Origin of the sequence: Beutenbergia cavernae DSM 12333, from assembly GCF_000023105.1 — a bacterium.
Classification (GTDB): Bacteria; Actinomycetota; Actinomycetes; order Actinomycetales; family Beutenbergiaceae; genus Beutenbergia; species Beutenbergia cavernae.
Genome location: NC_012669.1, coordinates 3,264,878 through 3,284,159 on the forward strand (window position 1 = coordinate 3,264,878; position 19,282 = coordinate 3,284,159).

Genomic DNA, 19,282 nt, shown 5'->3' on the forward strand with positions numbered 1-19,282 from the left:
CCGCCGCCGGACTCAGCGGAGCTGCTCGAGCCAGCGCAGCAGCACCCGCGCGCCGAAGCCGGTCGGCCCTTCCGGGATCTCGTGCGACGCCTTCGCCGACCGCGCCGGCCCGGCGATGTCGAGGTGCGCCCAGCGCCCGGTGCCCGCGAACCGCTCCAGGAACAGCGCGGCCGTGATCGACCCGCCGCCGACGTGCGGATCCGTCGCGACGTGCGCGACGTCGGCCACCTCCGAGTCGAGGGCGTGCCGGTAGTCGTCGACGAGCGGCATCCGCCACAGCGGCTCCCCGCTCGCCTCGCCGGCCGCCAGCAGCCCTTCCGCGAGCCTGTCGTCGTTCGCGTACAGCGCGCCGTGCCGATTGCCGAGCCCGAGGGTCGCGGCCCCGGTGAGCGTGGCGACGTCGACGAGGACGTCCGGGTCGAGCTCCGCCACCGCCCACCCCATCGCGTCGGCCAGCACCATGCGCCCCTCGGCGTCGGTGTTGAGGATCTCGACGGTCGTGCCGTCGTACGTCGTGACGACGTCTCCCGGCCGGTAGGAGGAGTCGCCGACGGCGTTCTCGGCGAGGGGCAGCACGGCCGTCACCCGGTGCCGCAGCCCGGCTCGGGCGGCGCCGACCACGACAGCCAGGGCCACACCTGCCCCGGTCATGTCCGTCTTCATCGGCACCATGGCCTCGCGCGGCTTGATCGCGAGCCCGCCCGTGTCGTACGTGATGCCCTTGCCGGCGAGCACGACCGACCGACTGGCCGACGTCGTCGCCTGTGGCGTGTACGTGACGGTCACGAGCCGTGGCGGCGATGCTGACGCCGCACCGACGGCCAGCAGCGCGCGGAAGCCGTGCTCGGCGAGCCACTCCGTCTCGCGGACCTCCACGGAGAGCGTCGGTTCGCCCGCGACGGCAGCACGCGCCTGCTCGGCGACCCACTCCGGGTTCTTGACGTTCGACGGCGTCGCCGCCAGCAGCCGTGCCCAGGTCGCCGCCTCCGCGGCGGGTCGAGCGGCGTCGACGGCGCTCTGCGCGCTCGTCGCGGCCGGGGTGATGAGCTCCAGGGTGCCGACCGGGCGCGCCTTCCCGCTCGTGCGGCCCGTGCGCGGCGGGCGGTAGGCGCCGAGCCAGAACCCTTCGGCGAGGGCGCGGACGGCTGCGGGATCGCGCGCCGGGTCGTCCAGGCCGACGGTGGTCGCGACGCGGTCCAGCCCCGAGGCGACCTTCGCGAGGGCGGCGCCCGCGCGTCGGAGTGCGGCCGGTGAGCCGTCGCCGACGCCGATGAGCGCGAGCCGCCGCGGCAGCTCGCCCCACGAGGCGTCGCCGTGCAGGAGCTGCGGGAGGGCGAGCACGTACGACTCGCCCGCAGCCCCCGTCAGGCCCGACGTCTCGGCGAGATCCGCCAGGTCGATGCCGTACAGGGCAGCGGCGTCGGCCGTGCCCACGCGCGGCTGGAGCTCGTCGTGACCGCCCGCGGGCGCGATCGGCACGGCGAGCGCGTCCACCTGACGATCCGGCCTGATCTCGCGCGCGCCACGGGTGCCGCCGAGAGAGCCCTTCGTGACGAGGACGTCCGGCAGGGTGACGATCGTCGCCATCGAGTCGTCAGCTCGCGACTGCGCCGAGCGCGTCCTTCAGCTCGCCCGCCTCCGCGGGGGTCAGCTCGACGACGAGGCGGCCACCGCCCTCGAGCGGCACACGCATGACGATGCCGCGGCCCTCCTTGGTGACCTCGAGCGGTCCATCCCCGGTCCTCGGCTTCATGGCGGCCATCGCGGCGTATCCCTCCGTCGTCTAGACGGGCCGGCACGCGGCCCGGATGCGGGTCCTAGTCTATGGCACGCCGGTCCGCCGAGACCTACCGATGGCGCGTCAGGGCGGCCAACCTGCCGCGTCGCCGAGCCGCCACAGCACGAAGACCCAGGCGACCTGAGCGAGAGCGAAGGCCACCGCCACGGCCGGGAGCCACCATCGCCGTCGCACGAGCAGCACGGTGGTGGCGGCGAGCGGGAACGCGAGCAGCAGGAAGCGGAACGTCGAGCTCTGCGGCTGGATCGTGCCCAGCAGGTACAGCAGGTAGGCGCCGCTCCAGGTCACGAGCTCCGGCCCGACGACCCGCCCGCGCGGCGCCCACACCAGCAGGGCGAGCCCGGCCACCACGACGGCGACGGCGAGCACCCCCGGCCCGCCGAGCCAGCGGATCGCGAAGTCCACCCACGCAAGAACGGGCGTGACGCCGTCGCCCCCGCGCCACGCCTCCTGCGTCCGCAGGTACGCGTCCGGCACACCGGTGGCGACGCCGACGACGACCGGCCACGCGAACCCGGCCGCGACGGCCACCAGGCCGAGCGTGACGACGCGGACGGCCGCACCCCGGGTGAAGTCCTCCGTCCCGGCACGCGACGCCCGCCACCGCACCCACAGGTGCACAGCGACCACGACGGCCATCGGCAGGGCGACGGCACGCGTGAACCCCAGGGCGGCGATCGCGATGCCCGCCGCCGCGTACCAGCGACGCACGAGGAACCACAGCGAGAGCGCCACGAGCAGCAGCGAGAGCGACTCCGTGTACGCCATCTGCAGCACCGGCGCGGCCGGGAACAGGCCGAGGAGAAGCACCGACCCCAGAGCGAGCCGCCGCGCTCGCGCCGGCCCCAGGGACGCCGTCGTCCGCTCCTGGAGGAGCATGCCGACGACGACGGCCGCCGCCGCGCCGAGCACGAGCGAGAGCGTCGGTGCCACCACCTCGAACGACGCCCCGGTGAGTCCCATGAGCCCGCGCACGAGGAACGGGTAGAGCGGGAAGAACGCCCAGGCGCTCTGCGTGACGGTGCCGTCCGGCAGGGCGGGCAGCCCGTCCGGGTACCCCTCGACGGCGATCCGGTGGTACCAGCCGGCGTCCCAGAACAGCCCGGTGAACTCCGCGTACGACGGCGGCGGCTCCGCCCACGGGTTCGGTCCCTGCTCGCGCGCCGCGACGAGCAGGACCGCCGTGGTAAACGCCCGCGTCAGCAGGTAGATCGCGAGCGAGGCGACCGGCGTCGACCACCGCCTCACGGACGGGTCGGGTCGGGCGCGGGGGCGTAGTCGGCACCGTCCCGCCCCGGGCGGCCCGGCCGGGGACCGGCGGGAGGATCCTCCCCCGCGGAACCGCCGTCGCGGCCGCCGTCGTCGCGCGGGTACGGCGGATCCAGGCCGTCGGGGATGCGACGTCGGGCGATCGGACCGGCAAGGAACAGGACGACGACCGCCAGGACGAGGAGACCGATCGTCACCGGCGAGAGGATCGACGCGAGGGTCGCGTCCACCTCAGTCCGCCCCCTCCGCGGCGTCGCGCGCCGCCGAGTCCTCGGCCGCGAACAGGTCGTTCCCCGCGTCGACGACGAGCCTCACCGCATCCGCCGGGTCGTCGACGAGCTGGAGCAGCTCGAGGTCCGGCGGTGAGATGAGCCCGCGCTCGAGCACGGTGCCGCGGAGCCAGTCGATGAGGCCACCCCAGTAGTCCGTCCCGACGAGCACGATCGGGAAGCCGCGCACCTTCTTCGTCTGGACGAGCGTCATCGCCTCGAACAGCTCGTCGAACGTGCCGAACCCGCCGGGCAGCACGATGAAGCCCTCGGCGTACTTGACGAACATCGTCTTGCGGGCGAAGAAGTAGCGGAAGTCGACCCCGAGGTCGACCCACTCGTTCATGCCCTGCTCGAAGGGCAGCTCGATCCCGAGGCCGACGGACGTCCCGCCCTCCTCGTGCGCTCCCCTGTTCGCCGCCTCCATGAGACCCGGACCGCCCCCGGTGATGACGGCGTAGCCGGCGCGGACGAGCTCGCGCGCGACCTGCTCGGCGAGCTCGTACTCCGGTTCGCCCGCCTTGATCCGGGCCGAGCCGAACACGCTGACGGCGGGACCGAGCCCGGCGAGCGCGCCGAATCCCTCGACGAACTCCGACTGGATCCGCAGCACCCGCCACGGGTCCTGGTGCACCCACGACGACGAGTGGTCGGTGGCGAGGAGCCGCTCGTCGGTCGTCGTGATCGGGACGTGCTCGCCGCGCAGAGTGATCCGGCCCTTGACGTGGGTCCGACGGGTGTCGTCGGTGCTCATGCGGACTCCCCGTCGAGCCAGGCCTCGAGGGCGGCGGCGACCGACCTGATCTGGCGGGCCGGGCACCGTTCGTCGTCGGCGTGCGCCAGGAGCGGATCCCCCGGCCCGAAGTTGACGGCCGGCACGCCGAGCTCGGTGAACCGTGCGACGTCGGTCCAGCCGTACTTCGGCATGACCTGCGCCCCCGTCACCTCGCGCACGGCAGCGAGGAACTCCTGCGCCGCCGGGTGGTCGAGGCCCGGCCTGGCTCCCGCCGCGGCATCGGTGAGCTCGGTCTCGAGCCCCTCGATGCCGGCCAGGACGTCCAGGACGTACGCGACGGCGTCGTCCACGCTGCGCGACGGCGCGAACCGGTAGTTGATCTCGACGACGCAGGTGTCCGGGATCATGTTGCCGGCGATCCCGCCGCGGATCGCGACGGCGTTGAGACTCTCGCGGTAGCGCAGGCCGTCGACCTCCACCTCGGCCGGCGTGTGCACGGCGAGCCGCTCGAGCACCCGCCACGCGTCGTGCACCGCGTTGTGCCCCATCCAGGCCCGCGCGGAGTGGGCGGTGCGGCCCCGCAGGGTGACGTCGAGCCGCAGCGTGCCGTTGCACCCGCCCTCGACGTCGCCCCGGGTCGGTTCGCACAGGATCGCGACGTCGCCGCGCACCCAGTCCGGGTGCGTGCGCACGATGCGGCCGAGCCCGTTGAGGTCGGAGGCGACCTCCTCGTGGTCGTAGAAGACCCACGTGACGTCGCGCGTCGGCGCGGTCAGCCGCGCGGCGAGGTGGAGCTGCACGGCGACGCCGCCGAGCATGTCGACGGTGCCGCGCCCCCACAGGACGTCGTCGCCGGCGTCGCTCCCCTCCCCGGGGCGCACCTGCACCGGCAGGTTGCCCTGCACCGGGACCGTGTCGATGTGCCCGGCGATGACGACGCGCTCCGCGCGCCCCAGGTGCGTCCGCGCGACGACGGCGTCGCCGTCCCGGAGCACCTCGAGGTGGTCGTACCGGGACAGCGCCGCCTCGATGGCGTCGGCGAGGGCCGTCTCGTCGCCGCTGACGGAGGGGATGTCGCAGATGATCCGTGTGAGGTCGACGACGTCGACGGTGCTGAGGTCGGGGAGCACGGGGCTCGGGGCGGGTGCGTCGTCGAGCGGTGTGGCTGTCACGATCCCGAGCCTAACGACGCCGGGCACACCGCGCCGTCGGCGGCGTCGACCGACGTCGGGCTCGACACACCTGGTGGCCGGCCTGACCGCCGGGCGGTCAGGCGACGAACCGCAGCACGAGGTTGAGGACGAAGCCAGCCAGCGCCGTCGCCCCGAGCGCCGTCCCCGCGCCCGCCGCAGCCTTCGGCGCGCCCGCACGGCCGAGGCCGGAGGTCCCCGCGACCACCGCCCCGAGGGCGAGGGCCCCGATCACCCAGCCGACCACGTCGAGCGGCAGCACGATCTGCCGGGTCGACCACCCGAGGTCGTACATGAGCGTGGGCAGCAGGTACGAGTAGGCGGTCGACGCCAGACCGATCGACGCGACGACGATGCCGAGCACGAGCGAGAGCCTGCCCGGAGCATTCGTCGTCGGAGCGTAGGGCGCGGCCGTGTAGGGCGACTCGGTCGACTGCGCCGACGCGAGGCCCGCAGGCCCGGCGGATGTGGCGGGAGCGCGTGACGTCTCGGACTGGTTCATCGGGACCTCCTCAGGTCGCCGCCCATCATCGCGGCGCACACTTACGTGCCGCTGTCATGCACGCGTGCCGGGAGCGAGATTCACGACGTCACCGGTCCAGCCGCGCCGCAGCCACCGGTCGTGCGATGCGACGACGACGGCGCCCGGCCAGTCGGCGAGCGCGGCCATGAGCTCCTCGGCGAGCGTCAGCGACACGTGGTTCGTGGGCTCGTCGAGCAGCAGGACGTCCGGGGCGTGCGACGTGAGCATCGCGAGCACGACCCGGCGTCGCCCACCCACCGACAGCTCGCGCAGCGGGCGGTCGAGATCGCGCGGGGCGACGAGGCCGAACGCGTCGACCCGTGAGCTCGTGTCGCCGTCTGTGTCGCCGTCGCCGCTGCCCTGCAGCAGCGACAGCAGGCGGCGGGGAGTCCGCGGGTCGTCGCCGAGACCGTCGTCCTGCTCCAGCAGCCCGACGCTCACGCCCCGGCGTCGCCCGACCGTTCCGCGGGTCGGGGCGAGGTCCCCCGCGAGGACGTGCAGGAGGGTCGACTTGCCCGCGCCGTTCGCACCGGTGACGAGGATCCGCCCGTCGCCGGGGATCTCGAGTGCGGGCACACCCGCGGCGACCATGTCCAGCCGGGGCGACCCGGCGCCGTCGTCGACGCTCACCTCACGCGCCCACAGGGCGAGGCCCGCCGCGGGACCGCCCCGGCGCCCCTCCGGCGGCGCGAACCGCAGCGGCGGCGGGGGCTTGCGCACCTGGTCGCGGTCCAGGGCGTCGAGGCGCTGCTGGGCGTTGCGCACCCGCCGCGAGATCTGGCCCTGCACGCGCTCGCCCTTGAAGTCGTAGAGGATCTTCGCCTGGTTGCCGCGCTCCCGGTCCTTGGCGACGTCGCGCGCCGTGACGGCGACCGACCGGCGCAGGTCGCGCAGCTCCTGCTGCTCCGCCGTGAAGCGTGCCTCCCAGCGCTCCCGCTCGACCCGCTTCGCCTCGCGGTAGTCCGAGTACGTGCCGCCGTAGAGCGTGGCGGCCGGACCGCCGTCGGCCACGGTCCCGGCGGCCGGGTCGAGGTCGAGGATCTCCGTGGCGACCTCGTCGAGGAACACCCGGTCGTGGCTCGCCAGCACCACGGCGCCCGGCAGCGCGCGCAGGGCCAGCGCGAGGTACTCGGCGGCGTCGTCGTCGAGGTGGTTCGTCGGCTCGTCGAGCAGCAGCGCGGCGGGCTGAGCGATGAGCAACGCCGCGAGCCCGAGCCGCGTGCGCTGCCCTCCGGAGAGCCGACCGACGGGGATGTCCCCGAACTCGGAGTCCGGGTCGCCGAGCCGCAGGCCGGCCAGGGTGCGTGCGGCTCGGACGTCCGCGTCCCACACCTGCGCCAGCTCCGCTCGCGTGAGCGCCCGGTCGTAGGCGGCCGCCGCCGACGACGTCCCGGTCGCGAGCTCCTCCGCCGCGACGCCGAGCGCCGCCTCGACCGCCCGCACGCCGGTCAGGGCGTGGCCGACGACGTCGCGCACGCTCGCGTCGGCCGGGAACGGGAACTCCTGGTGCAGGAAGCCGACATCCGCCGGCCGGGTGACGCCGCCGCCGTCGGCCCGCAACGTGCCCGCCAGGATGCGCAGGAGGGTGGACTTGCCGGAGCCGTTCTCGCCGACGAGCCCGGTGCGATGCCCGGGGTCGACGGCGAACGTCACGCCGCGCAGGACGGCGCGGCCGTCGTAGGACTTGGCCACATCGGTGGCGACCAGGAGCTGGGACATGTGGGTTCACCTGCCAGGTGCGCCGCGGCAGTCGAGGCTGCGGGCGGCGGAAGGGGGTTCGGGGCCTGGGCAGGTCACATCCACATGGCGTCCACGGTACGGGCCGGGGGTCGCCGTGTCATCGTGATTTCCGGCACGTCGGGTCGGCTGACCGGCCTCGATCGACTGCTGACGCGACGCGGCGACCGCGCCGTCGGCCGCCCTTCGCCTCGGCGAGGGCACCCTCACCCGCGCACCACGCCTCGCGAGCGCGGCCCAGGGTGCGCTCGGGGTCCCGGGCGAGCCTCAGCCGATGCCGTCGCCGGTCTCGTGGAGCTGCCGGGCGGCCTCGGCGATCGACCCGGACAGCGACGGGTAGATCGTGAGCGCGTGCGCGACCTGGTCGACGGTCAGGCGGTGCGCCACGGCCAGCGTGATCGGGAAGATCAGCTCGCTCGCGCGCGGCGCCACGACCACGCCGCCGATCACCGAGCCCGACGACGGCCGTGAGAACAGCTTGAGGAAGCCCTCGCGGATGCCGAGCATCTTCGCGCGCGGGTTCCGGGCGAGCGGCAGCGTCGTGACGCGCCCGTCGACCTTCCCGGAGGTGATGTCCGCCTCCGACACCCCGACGGTCGCGATCTCGGGCGCCGTGAAGATGTTCGCCGCGACCTGCGCCACCTCGAACGGGGCGACGGCGTCGCCGAGCGCGTGCCACATCGCGATCCGACCCTGCATCGCCGCCACCGACGCGAGCGCCAGGACGCCCGTGACGTCGCCGGCCGCGTACACGCCGCTCTGCGTGGTCCTGGAGACCCGGTCCACGGCGACGTGCCCGGACTCCGTGAGCTCCACCCCGGCGCCCTCGAGCCCGAGGTCGCGCGTGTTCGGCACCGCCCCCACGGCGAGCAGGCAGTGCGAACCGTCGACCTCGCGCCCGTCCGCGAGCGTCACCCTGACGCCGTCGCCGTGGCGTTCCACCGACGCGGCCCGCGAGCGTGACAGCACCTCCATGCCCCGTCGGCGGAACACGCTCTCGATGAGCTCGGCGGCGTCGGAGTCCTCGCCCGGCAGCACGCGGTCGCGGCTCGACACGAGCACCACGTCGACCCCGAGCGAGTTGTAGGCGCCCGCGAACTCGGCCCCGGTCACACCCGACCCGACGACGATCAGCCGCCGGGGCAGCTCCGCGAGGTCGTACAGCTGCGTCCACGTGAGGATCCGCTCGCCGTCCGGGACGGCGGTGGGCAGGATCCGCGGCGACGCACCCGTGGCGACGAGCACGACGTCAGCGTCGAAGGCACGCTCGCCGTCGGCTGTGGTCGCGACGACGCGGGACGGTCCGTCGAGCCGGCCGGTCCCGGCCACGAGCTCCACGCCCTCCCGCTCCATGCGCACCCGGATGTCCGCCGACTGTGCCTGTGCGAGGCGCTTCACCCGCTCGTTGACCTGCGCCAGGTCGACCCGGAACTCCTCGGTCTCCGCGCGGTCGGAGTCGATCCCGAGCTCGGCCGCGCTCTCCGTGATCGCCCGCCACTCCGCCGTCGCGATGAGCGTCTTCGACGGGACGACGTCCGTCAGGACGGCGGAGCCGCCGAGCCCCTGCTGCTCGACGAGCGTCACCCGGGACCCGAGCTGGCGTGCCACGAGCGCCGCCTCGTACCCGCCGGGCCCCCCGCCGACGATGACGACGTGACTGCCGCGTCGGGTCGACGACGGGCCTCCGCCACTCGGTTGGTCGGCCGGGAGGACAGGCTGCTCGATCGACGTCACGCGCCCCATTGTGCCGGGTAGTACCGTGACGCGCGTGAGCACCCAGGCCCCGACCGGACCCGTTCCCGACATCGACGATCCGGCCACCGATCCCTTCGAGGTCGCGGCGTTCGCCGCCCATCGGATCGCGGAGATCACCGGCATCGCGAGGCACGACGTCGCGCTCGTCCTGGGCTCCGGCTGGGGTGGTGCGGCCGACCTCCTCGGCGAGACCGTCGCCGAGGTCGACGCCGCCGAGCTCCCCGGCTTCTCGCGGCCGGTCGTGCCCGGCCACGGCGGGACGATCCGGTCCGTGCGCGTCGACCACTCCGCGCTCGCCCCCACCGGCGAGGGCGCCTACGGGGCGGACACGTACGCGCTCGTGCTCGGGGCGCGCACCCACTACTACGAGGGCCGCGGCGTCCGCCGCGTCGCCCACCCGGTCCGGACCGCTGCGGCAGCAGGCGTTCGGACCCTCGTCCTCACCAACGGGTGCGGCGGCCTCGACCTGGGGGCGCCGGCTGGGACGCCCGTCCTCATCAGCGACCACATCAACCTCACGGGGGCGTCGCCCCTCGAGGGCGCGACGTTCGTGGACCTCACCGACCTGTACTCGCCTCGCCTGCGCGAGCTCGCCCGCCGGGTCGACCCCTCCCTCGGCGAGGGCGTGTACGTCCAGTTCCGCGGACCCCACTACGAGACCCCGGCCGAGGTGCGGATGGCGCACACCATCGGCGGGAGCCTCGTCGGCATGAGCACCGCGCTCGAGGCGATCGCCGCCCGGCACGTGGGGCTCGAGGTCCTCGGCATCTCGCTCGTCACGAACCTCGCCGCCGGGATCTCGCCCGAGCCGCTCTCGCACGCCGAGGTGATCGAGGCGGGCATCGCCGCCGGACCGCGGATCAGCGCCCTGCTCGCCGAGATCGTCCGCCAGCTGTGACGGCGCTCGACGACGACGTCGCGGCCCGCGCGGCCGCCTGGATCGACGACGATCCCGACCCCGCCGCCGCCGCCGAGCTCACCGCGGTGCTGGCCGCCGCCCGCGCGGGCGACCCGGACGCCGTCGTCGATCTCGCCGACCGGTTCTCCGGCCCGCTCGAGTTCGGCACGGCCGGCCTGCGAGGCCCGCTCGGTGCGGGCGAGCACCGGATGAACCGGGCCGTCGTGATCCGCGCGGCGGCCGGCCTGTCCGCGTTCCTCGCGGCCGAGCTGCCCGGCGAGCGCCCCCGCGTGGTGATCGGCTTCGACGCCCGCCACGGGTCCGCGCAGTTCGCGCGGGACACGGCCGCCGTCGTCACGGCCGCGGGAGGCGAGGCGATCCTGCTCGCGCGCGCGTGGCCGACGCCGGTGCTCGCCTTCGCCGTGCGGCAGCTGGACGCGGACGCGGGCGTGATGGTGACGGCCAGCCACAACCCGCCCGCCGACAACGGCTACAAGGTGTACCTCGGCGGGCGAGTGGTCACGGACGCCGGGCAGGGCGCCCAGATCGTGCCGCCGTACGACGCCGCCATCGCGAGCCGGATCGCCGCCGTCGACGCCGTCGCGTCCGTGCCGCGAGCCACCGAGGGCTGGACGACCCTCGGCGAGGCGGTCCTCGAGGACTACCTGGTGCGCGCCGCGGGGCTGGCCGCCCCGGGCTCCGCCGACCTGCGCATCGTGCTCACGCCGCTGCACGGCGTCGGCGGTGCCGCTGCCGCGGAGGCCCTGCGGCGGGCCGGCTTCGACGACGTCCACGTCGTCGCCGCCCAGGCCGCACCGGATCCCGACTTCCCGACCGTCGCGTTCCCGAACCCCGAGGAACCCGGCGCCCTGGACCTCGCCTTCGCGCTCGCCCGGGACGTCTCCGCCGACCTCGTGCTCGCCGTCGACCCGGACGCGGACCGGTGCGGCGTCGCGGTCCCCGACGCCGCCGCCGCGGAACGCTGGCGGCGCCTGTCCGGGGACGACGTCGGCGCGCTGCTCGGCGCCCAGGCGGCGGCGCTCGCCGTCGCGGGGGGTGCCGGCGCCGAGCCGGAGCCGCCGGTGCTCGCGAGCTCCATCGTGTCCTCCCGCCTCCTGGCGCGGATCGCCGCCGCCCACGGCCTGCGCCACCGGTCCACGCTCACCGGCTTCAAGTGGATCAGCCGCGTGCCCGGGCTCGCGTACGGCTACGAGGAGGCGCTCGGCTACTGCGTGGATCCGGCGGCGGTCCGCGACAAGGACGGCATCAGCGCCGCCGTGCGGGTCGCGTCCCTCGCCGCCGCGCTGCGCGCCGAGAACCGCTCGCTCGATGATGCCCTCGACGACCTCGCCCGGGAGCACGGGCTCCACGTCACCGCTCCGCTGACGGTCCGCGTCGACGACCTCGCGCTGATCCCGGCCGCCATGCGCCGCCTGCGGGAGCACCCGCCGACGTCGCTGGCGGGCTCGCCCGTCGTCCGATCCGTCGACCTCACGCTCGGGCTGCGCGTCGCCACGCCGGAGGGGCACTACGACGTCCCGCCGACGGAGGGCCTGCTGTACGAGACGCAGGACGGCGACCGGGTGATCGTGCGGCCCAGCGGAACCGAACCGAAGCTCAAGGCGTACCTCGAGGTGGTGCAGGAGGTGGGCCCCGGGGACCTCGCGCCGGCCCGCGCTGACGCCGCCGCCCGGCTCGCCGACATCACCGCCGACCTGCGCCGGGCGATCGGCCTCGACGGCACGGCCGCCGGCACCCCGACGAGCCGCTAACGTCGTGCCATGACGGTTCCCGCCGCCGACGACGCCCGAGACGCCGACGCGCACGGCCTCTCCTGGACGCTGCTCACGCTCGCCCGCCTCGCGACCGAGCGCACGCGTGACGAGATGCCCGTAGGTGCCGTGCTCGTCCTGTACCACCTGCGTCGATCCGGCTCGATGCGCATCACCGAGCTCGCAACCCTCGTGGGGCTCGACATCTCGACGATCTCCCGGCGCGTCGGCGCGCTCGAGGAGGAGGGCCTCGTGGAACGCGTCGGCGACCCGGCCGACGCGCGTGCCGCGCTGATCGGGCTCACTCCCGCCGGCGCCGACCGCCTGGCGCTGTTCTCGGCACGACGCCAGGCGGCGCTGGACGAGCTCGTCGCAGCGTGGTCGCCCGAGGACCTCGCCACGTTCAGCCGGCTCGCCGCGCTGCTGCGCGACTCCCTCGACGAGACGCTCCGCGGCGAGCGCCGCACCCGCTAGGGGCGCGTCCGCGAGCGCGGTCGCGCCGCCCGCTCAGCCGGCGAGCTCCGCGAACGCCGGCAGGATCTGCTCCGCGACGATCGCCTCGAGCACGTCGTGGTGCGCGAAGCCGTTGAACGCGGCCGTGAGCGTCGCGGCCTCGACGTCGTCCAGCGTCCAGCCCGCCTCGGCGGCCAGCAGCGAGATCTCGCGACTCATCGACGTGCCGGACATGAGGCGGTTGTCCGTGTTGATCGTCACCGCGAAGCCCAGGTCACGCAGCATCGTGATCGGGTGCGTCGCGATCGACTCGGCGGCGGCCGTCTGCAGGTTGGAGCTGGGGCAGATCTCGAGCGGCACCTGCCGGTCGCGCACCCAGTGCGCCAGCACCCCGAGCCTCGCGCCGTCGACGGAGCCGTCCGCGGCCAGCTCGATGTCCTCGTCGATCCGGACGCCGTGGCCGATCCGCAGCGCGCCGCACAGCTGCAGCGCCTCCCAGATCGCGTCGGCGCCGGACGACTCCCCCGCGTGGATCGTCACCGGGAAGGACGACCGGCGCAGCAGCGTGAACGCCTCGAGGTGGTTGCTGGGCGGGAACGCGGCCTCCGCGCCCGCGATGTCGAACCCGACCACGCCCGCGTCCCGGTTCGCGAGGGCGAGCTCGGCGATCTCGACGCCGCGGTCCGCGTGCCGCATCGCCGTGACCAGCGTGCCGACGGTGATCGTCCGGCCCGCCTCGGCGGCCTCCGCCACACCCTCGTCGAAGCCCTGCTGGACGGCGTCGACCACCTCCTGCAGCGACATCCCCTGCTGGAGGTGCTGCTCGGGCGCGTACCGCTGCTCGGCGTAGACGACGCCGTCGGCGGCCAGGTCGAGCACGGACTCGCGGGCCACGCGGCGCAGGGCGTCGGGCGTCTGCATGACGGCGATCGTGTGGTCGAACGTGGTGAGGTACCGCTCGAGCGACCCGGAGTCGGCGGCCTCGACGAACCAGGCGCCGAGCTCCGCGGGGTCGGTGGTCGGCAGCTCGTGCCCCGCCTCGGCGGCGAGCTCGACGATCGTCGCGGGGCGCAGCCCGCCGTCGAGATGGTCGTGCAGCACGACCTTCGGCAGCGCCGCGACGAGCTCGGGCGTGAGGGCGGGCGGTTCGGCGGTGAGATCGGCAGCGGCCATGGTCGCTACCGTAGCGCCGCTCTCAGCGCCCGAACGCCTCGACGGGCAGCACCGCCCAGGCCACGTGCGTCCATCCGCCGAGCGCCGCGTGCGGCCGACGACGGCCGAGCAGCTCCTCGGCCTCGATCGCGACGACGGCGCCCCGGCCGGGTTCGTAGAGGCGCAGCTGCCCGGCGGGTGCCGACGGCGCCGGGACCGCGAGCACGACGTGCCGCGGGAGGGCCGTGTCCCAGCCGGACGCGACGTCGCCACCGGTGTAGAGCGGGACGCCGATCCCCAGGTCGTTGGCCGCGCGGACCGTCTCGAGCACGGCGCGCGTCGCGGCGACGTCCGTGTCGTCGACGACGACGTCCGTGTACCGCACGCCACGGAAGCGCGCTTCGCGGGCGGCACCCCACGGCGGCGTGCCGAACCGCCGCGGCCACGGCAGCCCGGCGACGGCGTCGCGCCGCGCGCGTTCGTGCACGGACCTTTGCGCGAGGGCGAGCCGCCGCTCGGCGCTCGGCTCCGCGAGCTCGTGCGGGGCGAGCATGGACAGCTCAGGTGGCCGGACGCCGCTCCGTGAACCGGCCACGAGCCACGCGGCGAGGTCCGGGTCGCCCGCGGCCGCGAGCATGAGCAGCACGCTCGCGCCGCACGTCACCGGGCTGAGCTGCCGTGCCACGGCGCCGCCCAGGCGGATCGTGCCGGTGCGCCCCCCGCGCAGCGGCGCACGGATCTCGCGACGCTGCCGGGTACTCAGGGCGGGGTCGAGCTCGACGGGCTCGACGTCCGCGGGCGCACGCAGCCGGCTCGGGAGCGGCCGCCCGCGCTTCGCCGCGGGGACGCGCCACCCGAGCATGCCGAGGGCCCTGCTGAGCGACAGCGGCTCAGGCATCGCCGCCTCCGAGGACGATCCCGACGACGGCGAGCGCCGTGCCGGCCGCGGCGACGGCGACGACCGCCGCGACCAGCCGCGCGAGCCGGTCCCAGGGGCCGCGGCCGGGCCGGCGCACCCAGACCAGGACGCCGACCACGAGCGCGAGCGCGCCGACGGCGGCGAGCGCGGAGAGCGGTTCCGCCCCGCGGCGCAGCGCGCCCAGCGCGACGAGCAGCGCCCCGAGGACCGCCGCGAGCACGGACCGCTGCCACGCGAGCGCCGTCCGCTGGGGCTGCGCGCCGTCGTCGTCGGCGAGGCCCGCGACCTCCGGGACGCGCATCATCGCCACACCTGGCTCAGCGTGTACACGGCGAGCCCGAGCGCGCCGACGCCGACGCCGATCGCGAGCGGCACCAGTGCGGTCGGCGCGGGCAGGGGTTGGCGCAGCCGCAGGGCCCGTTCTGCCCGCCGCCACGTCGCCAGCGCGTTCACGGCGATCGCGGCGCCGGCGAGACAGGCGACGGCGGCGACGACGTCGAGCATCGCGGGCAGGTCGGCGAACGCGGCCAGCGAGGTCAGCGCCACGCCCCCGGCCACCAGCGCGAGGCCGGTGCGGACCCACGCGAGGGCCGTCCGCTCGTTCGCGAGCGAGAAACGCGGGTCCGGGTCGGAGCCCACCCCGTACACCGACTGCGGGCGACGTGCGGGCGAGCCCTCGTCCGCCGTCGAGCCGTCCGCCTTCACCGGCCGCACCGCCATCGCCGAGCTCGTACCTCGGCGACGAGCTCGGACGCCCCGGAGTACGACCTCGCCGCCGAGGTACGAGCTCGGCAGGATGGCGCGGAGGTCGGGTCCGTGCTCACGCCGCGTCCACGCGTTCGAGCACGACGCCGCCGCCGGCGGGCCGGGCGCCCTCGGGTGCGATCGTCACGGCCGCCTCGAGCGCCTCGTGCGCGCGCGCGAACCGTTCCGGCGTGTCCGTGTGGAGGGTGAGCAGGCGCTCCCCGGCCCGGACCAGCGCGCCCGGCTTCGCGTGCAGCTCGACGCCGGCGCCCGCCTGCACCGGGTCCTCCCGGCGGGCGCGGCCCGCGCCGAGCCGCCACGCGGCGACCCCCACGGCGTACGCGTCGAGCGTCACGAGCACGCCGTCCGCGGGGGCGAGCACGTCCTCGCTGTGCCGGGCGCTCGGCAGCGGCGCGTCCGGGTCGCCGCCCTGCGCCGCGATCATGCGCCGCCAGGTGTCCATCGCCCGGCCGTCCGCGAGCGCGGCGGCGGGGTCGGCGTCCGGGCGGCCGGCGGCGTCGAGCATCTCGCGGGCGAGGGCGAGGGTCAGTTCGACGACGTCGGCCGGTCCCCCGCCGGCGAGCACCTCGACCGACTCCCGCACCTCGAGCGCGTTCCCGGCCGTGAGCCCGAGCGGCGTCGACATGTCGGTGAGCAGCGCCGTCGTCGTCACCCCCGCATCCGTGCCCAGGGCGACCATCGTGCGCGCGAGCTCCCGCGCGTCGTCGAGGTCCTTCATGAACGCCCCCGACCCGACCTTGACGTCGAGGACCAGCGCGCCGGTGCCCTCCGCGATCTTCTTGCTCATGATCGAGCTCGCGATCAGCGGGATCGACTCCACCGTCCCGGTGACGTCGCGCAGCGCGTACAGCCTCCGGTCAGCGGGAGCGAGCCCAGATCCTGCCTGACAGATCACCGCACCGACGTCGTCGAGCTGGGCGAGCATCTCGTCGTTCGTGAGGGCCGCCCGCCAGCCGGGGATCGCCTCGAGCTTGTCGAGCGTGCCGCCCGTGTGGCCGAGCCCGCGGCCGGACAGCTGCGGGACCGCGACGTCGAACGTGGCCACGAGCGGTGCGAGCGGGAGCGTGATCTTGTCGCCGACCCCGCCCGTCGAGTGCTTGTCGACGGTCGGCCGCGACAGCCCGGAGAAGTCCATCCGCTCGCCGCTCGCGATCATCGCCGTCGTCCACGCGGCAAGCTCCTCGCGGGAGAGCCCGCGCAGCAGGATCGCCATCGCGAGCGCGGCCATCTGCTCCTCGGCGACGGCGTCCCGGACGTAGGCGTCCAGGACCCAGTCGATCTGTGCGGTGGTGAGCGCCCCGCCGTCGCGCTTCGTGCGGATGACGTCGACGGCGTCGAAGGGCTCGGCCATGGCCGCCAGCCTACTGAGAACCTCGGGTTCGGCAGTGCCGCGAGCCGGGCGCACGCCCGTCCGCCTCCTCCTGGACGAACGGGCAAGAACCCCGGAAGCACGGGCGTTCCGCCGGGGTGCGGGCCGTTCCTAGCCTGGCAGGACGTCCGCACGTCCGCCCGACCGAGCTGGGCAGCCGGACGCCGGATGAGGAGGCACATCATGAACGAGCTCAGACTGAACGTGTCGCGGGTCAAGGCCGCGGACGAGACGGGCACCTGGCCGGAGTGGGGCAGCGACGACATCTACCTCGCCGCTGTGACGGTGGACAGCCGCCTGGTCGTCAACACCGTGGACGAGGTCCGCATCGGCGAGTTCGACGACGGCGACGCCCGCGACTTCTCGCCGGCCAAGACGCTGGCCCGGTTCCGGCTGGACGACGGCGTCTACCCGCGGGCCTACGTCGCCGCCGTCGTCCTGGCCGAGCGGGACAACGGCGAGGCGATCCCCGAGTTCCTCACGGCGCTGACGAAGAGCGTGAAGGAGAACCTGCCGACGGAGCGGGACCGCCGTCGTCGTCGGCAGGGCCCCGCCGCGGACGACGCGGCCTCCGGGTTCGAGTTCCTCGGATTCACCGGGAAAGAGCTCGCGACCATCGCGTGGAAGGGTGTCCAGGAGGCGTGGAAGGTCTACAAGAAGATCAGGGCCGACGACATCTTCCTCCCCAAGACGCTGTACGTGGACATCGACGGCGAGGACCACCGGTGGGACGGCTCGCGCCGCTCGCCTCTGGAGAAGCTCCGCCTCGCGGCGCACGACGGCGTCTACTGGGTGGGGATGCACTGGGCGATCGCCGACGGGTCGCCGGTCGCGACGCCGCCGTCCGGGCGCCCGACCAGGGTGCCGCGCGAGCCCCGGCCCACGGTCCCCGCCCGCCACGAGAACTGAGACCCGCCCGACGGCGCAGGGCAGAATCGCTGTGGCGACACCGCCGACCTGTGATGGGGTGGCGGGATGCTCGACGTCATGGTGGTCGCCATGCCCTTCACGGGCCACGTCCGGCCGATGCTCGGCCTCGCCGAGGAGCTCGCCGCGCGGGGGCACACGGTGCGCGTGCACACCGGCGGCGCGTTCGCCGAGGCGGTCCGGGGATCCGGTGCGGAGCACGCCGCGTGGCACTCGGCGCAGGACTTCGACGAGACCGACCTCGCGGCCACGTTCCCTCGACTGGTCGACCGCCGCGGCGTCCGTCAGATGGCCGTCAACGTGATCGACCTGTTCATCGGGACGGCGCCGGGCCAGTCCGCGGATCTGATCGCCGCCTGGGAGGACCGGCCCTGGGACGTGCTCGTCGCCGACGGGCTCGCATTCGGAGCACGGTTCGCCGCCGAGCAGGTCACCGCACCGTGGGTGAGCGTCGGCGTCGTCCCGCCGGCGTGGCCGAGCCGGGACCTGCCGCCGCCGGGTCTCGGGCTGGCGCCGGGGCGCGGGAGCGTGGGCCGCGCCCGCGACGCGGTGCTCCGCGGCCTCGGCCGACTGGCCGTCGTGCCCTTCGAGCGGGCGTACGCCCGAGCCCGGACGGCGGCCGGGCTCGGAGCCTCCGGCATCCCGTACCCCACGGTGGCGTACTCCCGCACGCTGAGCCTCGCCAGCGGCGCGCCGGCGCTCACCCCGCCGACCCGCGACCTGCCGCCGTTCCTCGAGTTCGTCGGGCAGCTGTCGTCGCCCGGCGCCGGCGCGGCCGCACAGCAGGCGTTGCCGGCGTGGTGGGACGACGTCGTCTCCGCCGAACGCCCCGTCGTCCACGTCACGCAGGGCACGTACAACGTCGACGTGCGCGACCTGATCCGGCCGACGCTCGACGCCCTCGCCGAGCGCGACGTGCTCGTCGTCGTCGGCCTCGCGCCGGACGCCGAGCCGCCGGGACCGCTGCCCGCCAACGCTCGGGCCGCGCGGATGATCCCGTACGGGCCGCTGCTGGAGCGCACGTCGGTCGTGGTCACGAACGGGGGCTGGGGCGGTGTGCTGGCGGCGCTCGGCGCGGACGTCCCGCTCGTCGTCGCTGGCGGGGACCTCGACAAGCCGGACATCGCCGCTCGCGTGGCCCGCGCGGGCGCGGGCATCGACCTGCGGACCGGCGCACCGAGTCCTGCGCAGGTGGACCACGCCGTCGGCCGCGTGCTGCACGAGCCACGGTTCGCGCGCGAGGCCGCGAGGGTCGGCGCCGAGCTGCGAGGGCTCGGCGGAACGCGCCGAGCCGTCGACCTCGTGGAGGGGCTCGTCGCGGGAGCCTAGGCGTACCGCTCCAGGTCCGCCGGCCCGAACGCGTCGGGCAGCACCTCGGTCATCGGCACGATCCCCCGGGCGGTCTCGACGAGCAGCTCCGGCCCGCCGTGCTCCCACAGCAGCTGGCGGCACCTGCCGCACGGGGCGAGCACGGCGCCGTCCGGGCCGACGCACGTGAACGCGACGAGCCGCCCCCCGCCGCCGACCACCAGCGCCGAGACGAGCGAGCACTCCGCGCACAGCGTCACGCCGTAGGCGGCGTTCTCGACGTTGCACCCGACGACGACCCGGCCGTCGTCGACCACGGCCGCGGCGCCGACCGGGAACCCCGAGTACGGCGCGTAGGCGCGCGCCAGCACGTCGCGGGCAGCGGCCCGCAGCTCCGCCCAGTCGACGTCGGCGGCGTGGGTCGGCCCGCTCATCGCGCCCA

General features: G+C 75.2%; 20 protein-coding genes. 5 read left to right on the plus strand and 15 right to left on the minus strand.

The annotated features are described in order from the left end of the window. Window positions 1-12 precede the first annotated feature (12 nt). The 9 genes from BCAV_RS14740 to BCAV_RS14775 all read right to left on the minus strand — a co-directional run bounded on the left by BCAV_RS14740 (window position 13) and on the right by BCAV_RS14775 (window position 9,265). A complete protein-coding gene (locus BCAV_RS14740; RefSeq protein WP_015883409.1) occupies window positions 13-1,587 on the minus strand; it encodes a leucyl aminopeptidase family protein in 1,575 nt (524 codons plus the stop codon). 7 nt (window positions 1,588-1,594) lie between these two features. Beyond that, a complete protein-coding gene (locus BCAV_RS22290; protein WP_015883410.1) occupies window positions 1,595-1,762 on the minus strand; it encodes a DUF3117 domain-containing protein in 168 nt (55 codons plus the stop codon). A 99-nt stretch (window positions 1,763-1,861) separates the two neighbouring features. After that, window positions 1,862-3,046, minus strand: a complete 1,185-nt coding sequence (locus BCAV_RS14745) for a hypothetical protein (protein ID WP_015883411.1) — start codon at window positions 3,044-3,046, stop codon at window positions 1,862-1,864. Next, window positions 3,043-3,297 carry a hypothetical protein gene (locus BCAV_RS14750; protein ID WP_015883412.1) on the minus strand — a complete coding sequence of 85 codons (255 nt, stop codon included), beginning with the start codon at window positions 3,295-3,297 and terminating at the stop codon, window positions 3,043-3,045. Before BCAV_RS14750 ends, BCAV_RS14745 begins: the two co-directional genes overlap by 4 nt. A gap of 1 nt (window position 3,298) precedes the next feature. Continuing rightward, window positions 3,299-4,090: an LOG family protein gene (locus BCAV_RS14755; protein ID WP_015883413.1), complete on the minus strand. Its 792-nt coding sequence runs from the start codon at window positions 4,088-4,090 to the stop codon at window positions 3,299-3,301. Beyond that, entirely contained in the window at window positions 4,087-5,244 is a 1,158-nt protein-coding gene (gene dapE, locus BCAV_RS14760) for a succinyl-diaminopimelate desuccinylase (RefSeq protein WP_050761745.1), read from the minus strand. Before dapE ends, BCAV_RS14755 begins: the two co-directional genes overlap by 4 nt. 97 nt (window positions 5,245-5,341) lie before the next feature. Then, entirely contained in the window at window positions 5,342-5,764 is a 423-nt protein-coding gene (locus BCAV_RS14765; protein WP_015883415.1) for a hypothetical protein, read from the minus strand. A gap of 54 nt (window positions 5,765-5,818) precedes the next feature. Next, a complete protein-coding gene (locus BCAV_RS14770) occupies window positions 5,819-7,504 on the minus strand; it encodes an ABC-F family ATP-binding cassette domain-containing protein (protein ID WP_015883416.1) in 1,686 nt (561 codons plus the stop codon). 285 nt (window positions 7,505-7,789) lie between these two features. Then, a complete protein-coding gene (locus BCAV_RS14775; protein WP_015883417.1) occupies window positions 7,790-9,265 on the minus strand; it encodes an NAD(P)H-quinone dehydrogenase in 1,476 nt (491 codons plus the stop codon). A gap of 16 nt (window positions 9,266-9,281) precedes the next feature. Here BCAV_RS14775 and BCAV_RS14780 point away from each other — a divergent pair, with 16 nt between their 5' ends. From BCAV_RS14780 to BCAV_RS14790, 3 genes are read left to right on the plus strand one after another with little or no spacing between them, the layout of a single operon-like run. Next, window positions 9,282-10,175, plus strand: a complete 894-nt coding sequence (locus BCAV_RS14780; RefSeq protein WP_015883418.1) for a purine-nucleoside phosphorylase — start codon at window positions 9,282-9,284, stop codon at window positions 10,173-10,175. After that, window positions 10,172-11,947: a phospho-sugar mutase gene (locus tag BCAV_RS14785; protein WP_015883419.1), complete on the plus strand. Its 1,776-nt coding sequence runs from the start codon at window positions 10,172-10,174 to the stop codon at window positions 11,945-11,947. Before BCAV_RS14780 ends, BCAV_RS14785 begins: the two co-directional genes overlap by 4 nt. 9 nt (window positions 11,948-11,956) lie before the next feature. Continuing rightward, the gene (locus tag BCAV_RS14790) at window positions 11,957-12,421 is read left to right on the plus strand and encodes a MarR family winged helix-turn-helix transcriptional regulator (RefSeq protein ID WP_015883420.1); all 465 of its coding nucleotides are present in this window, start codon (window positions 11,957-11,959) and stop codon (window positions 12,419-12,421) included. Between the two features lie 33 nt (window positions 12,422-12,454). Here the strand turns inward: BCAV_RS14790 and BCAV_RS14795 are convergent, their stop codons facing one another. The 5 genes from BCAV_RS14795 to BCAV_RS14815 all read right to left on the minus strand — a co-directional run bounded on the left by BCAV_RS14795 (window position 12,455) and on the right by BCAV_RS14815 (window position 16,587). Continuing rightward, on the minus strand, window positions 12,455-13,573 hold the full coding sequence (locus BCAV_RS14795) for an adenosine deaminase (RefSeq protein WP_015883421.1): 1,119 nt from the start codon (window positions 13,571-13,573) through the stop codon (window positions 12,455-12,457). Between the two features lie 22 nt (window positions 13,574-13,595). Next, on the minus strand, window positions 13,596-14,450 hold the full coding sequence (locus BCAV_RS14800; protein ID WP_015883422.1) for a hypothetical protein: 855 nt from the start codon (window positions 14,448-14,450) through the stop codon (window positions 13,596-13,598). Beyond that, window positions 14,443-14,775: a DUF202 domain-containing protein gene (locus BCAV_RS14805; protein ID WP_015883423.1), complete on the minus strand. Its 333-nt coding sequence runs from the start codon at window positions 14,773-14,775 to the stop codon at window positions 14,443-14,445. Before BCAV_RS14805 ends, BCAV_RS14800 begins: the two co-directional genes overlap by 8 nt. After that, on the minus strand, window positions 14,772-15,191 hold the full coding sequence (locus BCAV_RS14810) for a YidH family protein (RefSeq protein ID WP_015883424.1): 420 nt from the start codon (window positions 15,189-15,191) through the stop codon (window positions 14,772-14,774). Before BCAV_RS14810 ends, BCAV_RS14805 begins: the two co-directional genes overlap by 4 nt. Before the next feature lie 100 nt (window positions 15,192-15,291). Continuing rightward, on the minus strand, window positions 15,292-16,587 hold the full coding sequence (locus tag BCAV_RS14815) for a thymidine phosphorylase (protein WP_015883425.1): 1,296 nt from the start codon (window positions 16,585-16,587) through the stop codon (window positions 15,292-15,294). A gap of 201 nt (window positions 16,588-16,788) precedes the next feature. Between BCAV_RS14815 and BCAV_RS14820 the strand changes: the two genes are divergently transcribed. Beyond that, window positions 16,789-17,514: a hypothetical protein gene (locus tag BCAV_RS14820; RefSeq protein WP_015883426.1), complete on the plus strand. Its 726-nt coding sequence runs from the start codon at window positions 16,789-16,791 to the stop codon at window positions 17,512-17,514. A 66-nt stretch (window positions 17,515-17,580) separates the two neighbouring features. Beyond that, window positions 17,581-18,861 carry a glycosyltransferase gene (locus BCAV_RS14825; protein ID WP_015883427.1) on the plus strand — a complete coding sequence of 427 codons (1,281 nt, stop codon included), beginning with the start codon at window positions 17,581-17,583 and terminating at the stop codon, window positions 18,859-18,861. On the opposite strand, the gene BCAV_RS14830 is transcribed toward BCAV_RS14825, so the two are convergent. Then, the gene (locus tag BCAV_RS14830) at window positions 18,858-19,274 is read right to left on the minus strand and encodes a cytidine deaminase (RefSeq protein ID WP_015883428.1); all 417 of its coding nucleotides are present in this window, start codon (window positions 19,272-19,274) and stop codon (window positions 18,858-18,860) included. The genes BCAV_RS14825 and BCAV_RS14830 overlap by 4 nt on opposite strands. Window positions 19,275-19,282 lie beyond the last annotated feature (8 nt).

Coding starts and splice junctions, on each gene's coding strand:
- BCAV_RS14740 (WP_015883409.1), bottom strand. CDS start 1,587: ATGGCGACGATCGTCACCCTGCCGGACGTCCTCGTCACGAAGGGCTCT.
- BCAV_RS22290 (WP_015883410.1), bottom strand. CDS start 1,762: ATGGCCGCCATGAAGCCGAGGACCGGGGATGGACCGCTCGAGGTCACC.
- BCAV_RS14755 (WP_015883413.1), bottom strand. CDS start 4,090: ATGAGCACCGACGACACCCGTCGGACCCACGTCAAGGGCCGGATCACT.
- BCAV_RS14765 (WP_015883415.1), bottom strand. CDS start 5,764: ATGAACCAGTCCGAGACGTCACGCGCTCCCGCCACATCCGCCGGGCCT.
- BCAV_RS14770 (WP_015883416.1), bottom strand. CDS start 7,504: ATGTCCCAGCTCCTGGTCGCCACCGATGTGGCCAAGTCCTACGACGGC.
- BCAV_RS14775 (WP_015883417.1), bottom strand. CDS start 9,265: ATGGGGCGCGTGACGTCGATCGAGCAGCCTGTCCTCCCGGCCGACCAA.
- BCAV_RS14790 (WP_015883420.1), top strand. CDS start 11,957: ATGACGGTTCCCGCCGCCGACGACGCCCGAGACGCCGACGCGCACGGC.
- BCAV_RS14795 (WP_015883421.1), bottom strand. CDS start 13,573: ATGGCCGCTGCCGATCTCACCGCCGAACCGCCCGCCCTCACGCCCGAG.
- BCAV_RS14800 (WP_015883422.1), bottom strand. CDS start 14,450: ATGCCTGAGCCGCTGTCGCTCAGCAGGGCCCTCGGCATGCTCGGGTGG.
- BCAV_RS14805 (WP_015883423.1), bottom strand. CDS start 14,775: ATGATGCGCGTCCCGGAGGTCGCGGGCCTCGCCGACGACGACGGCGCG.
- BCAV_RS14810 (WP_015883424.1), bottom strand. CDS start 15,191: ATGGCGGTGCGGCCGGTGAAGGCGGACGGCTCGACGGCGGACGAGGGC.
- BCAV_RS14815 (WP_015883425.1), bottom strand. CDS start 16,587: ATGGCCGAGCCCTTCGACGCCGTCGACGTCATCCGCACGAAGCGCGAC.
- BCAV_RS14820 (WP_015883426.1), top strand. CDS start 16,789: ATGAACGAGCTCAGACTGAACGTGTCGCGGGTCAAGGCCGCGGACGAG.
- BCAV_RS14825 (WP_015883427.1), top strand. CDS start 17,581: ATGCTCGACGTCATGGTGGTCGCCATGCCCTTCACGGGCCACGTCCGG.
- BCAV_RS14830 (WP_015883428.1), bottom strand. CDS start 19,274: ATGAGCGGGCCGACCCACGCCGCCGACGTCGACTGGGCGGAGCTGCGG.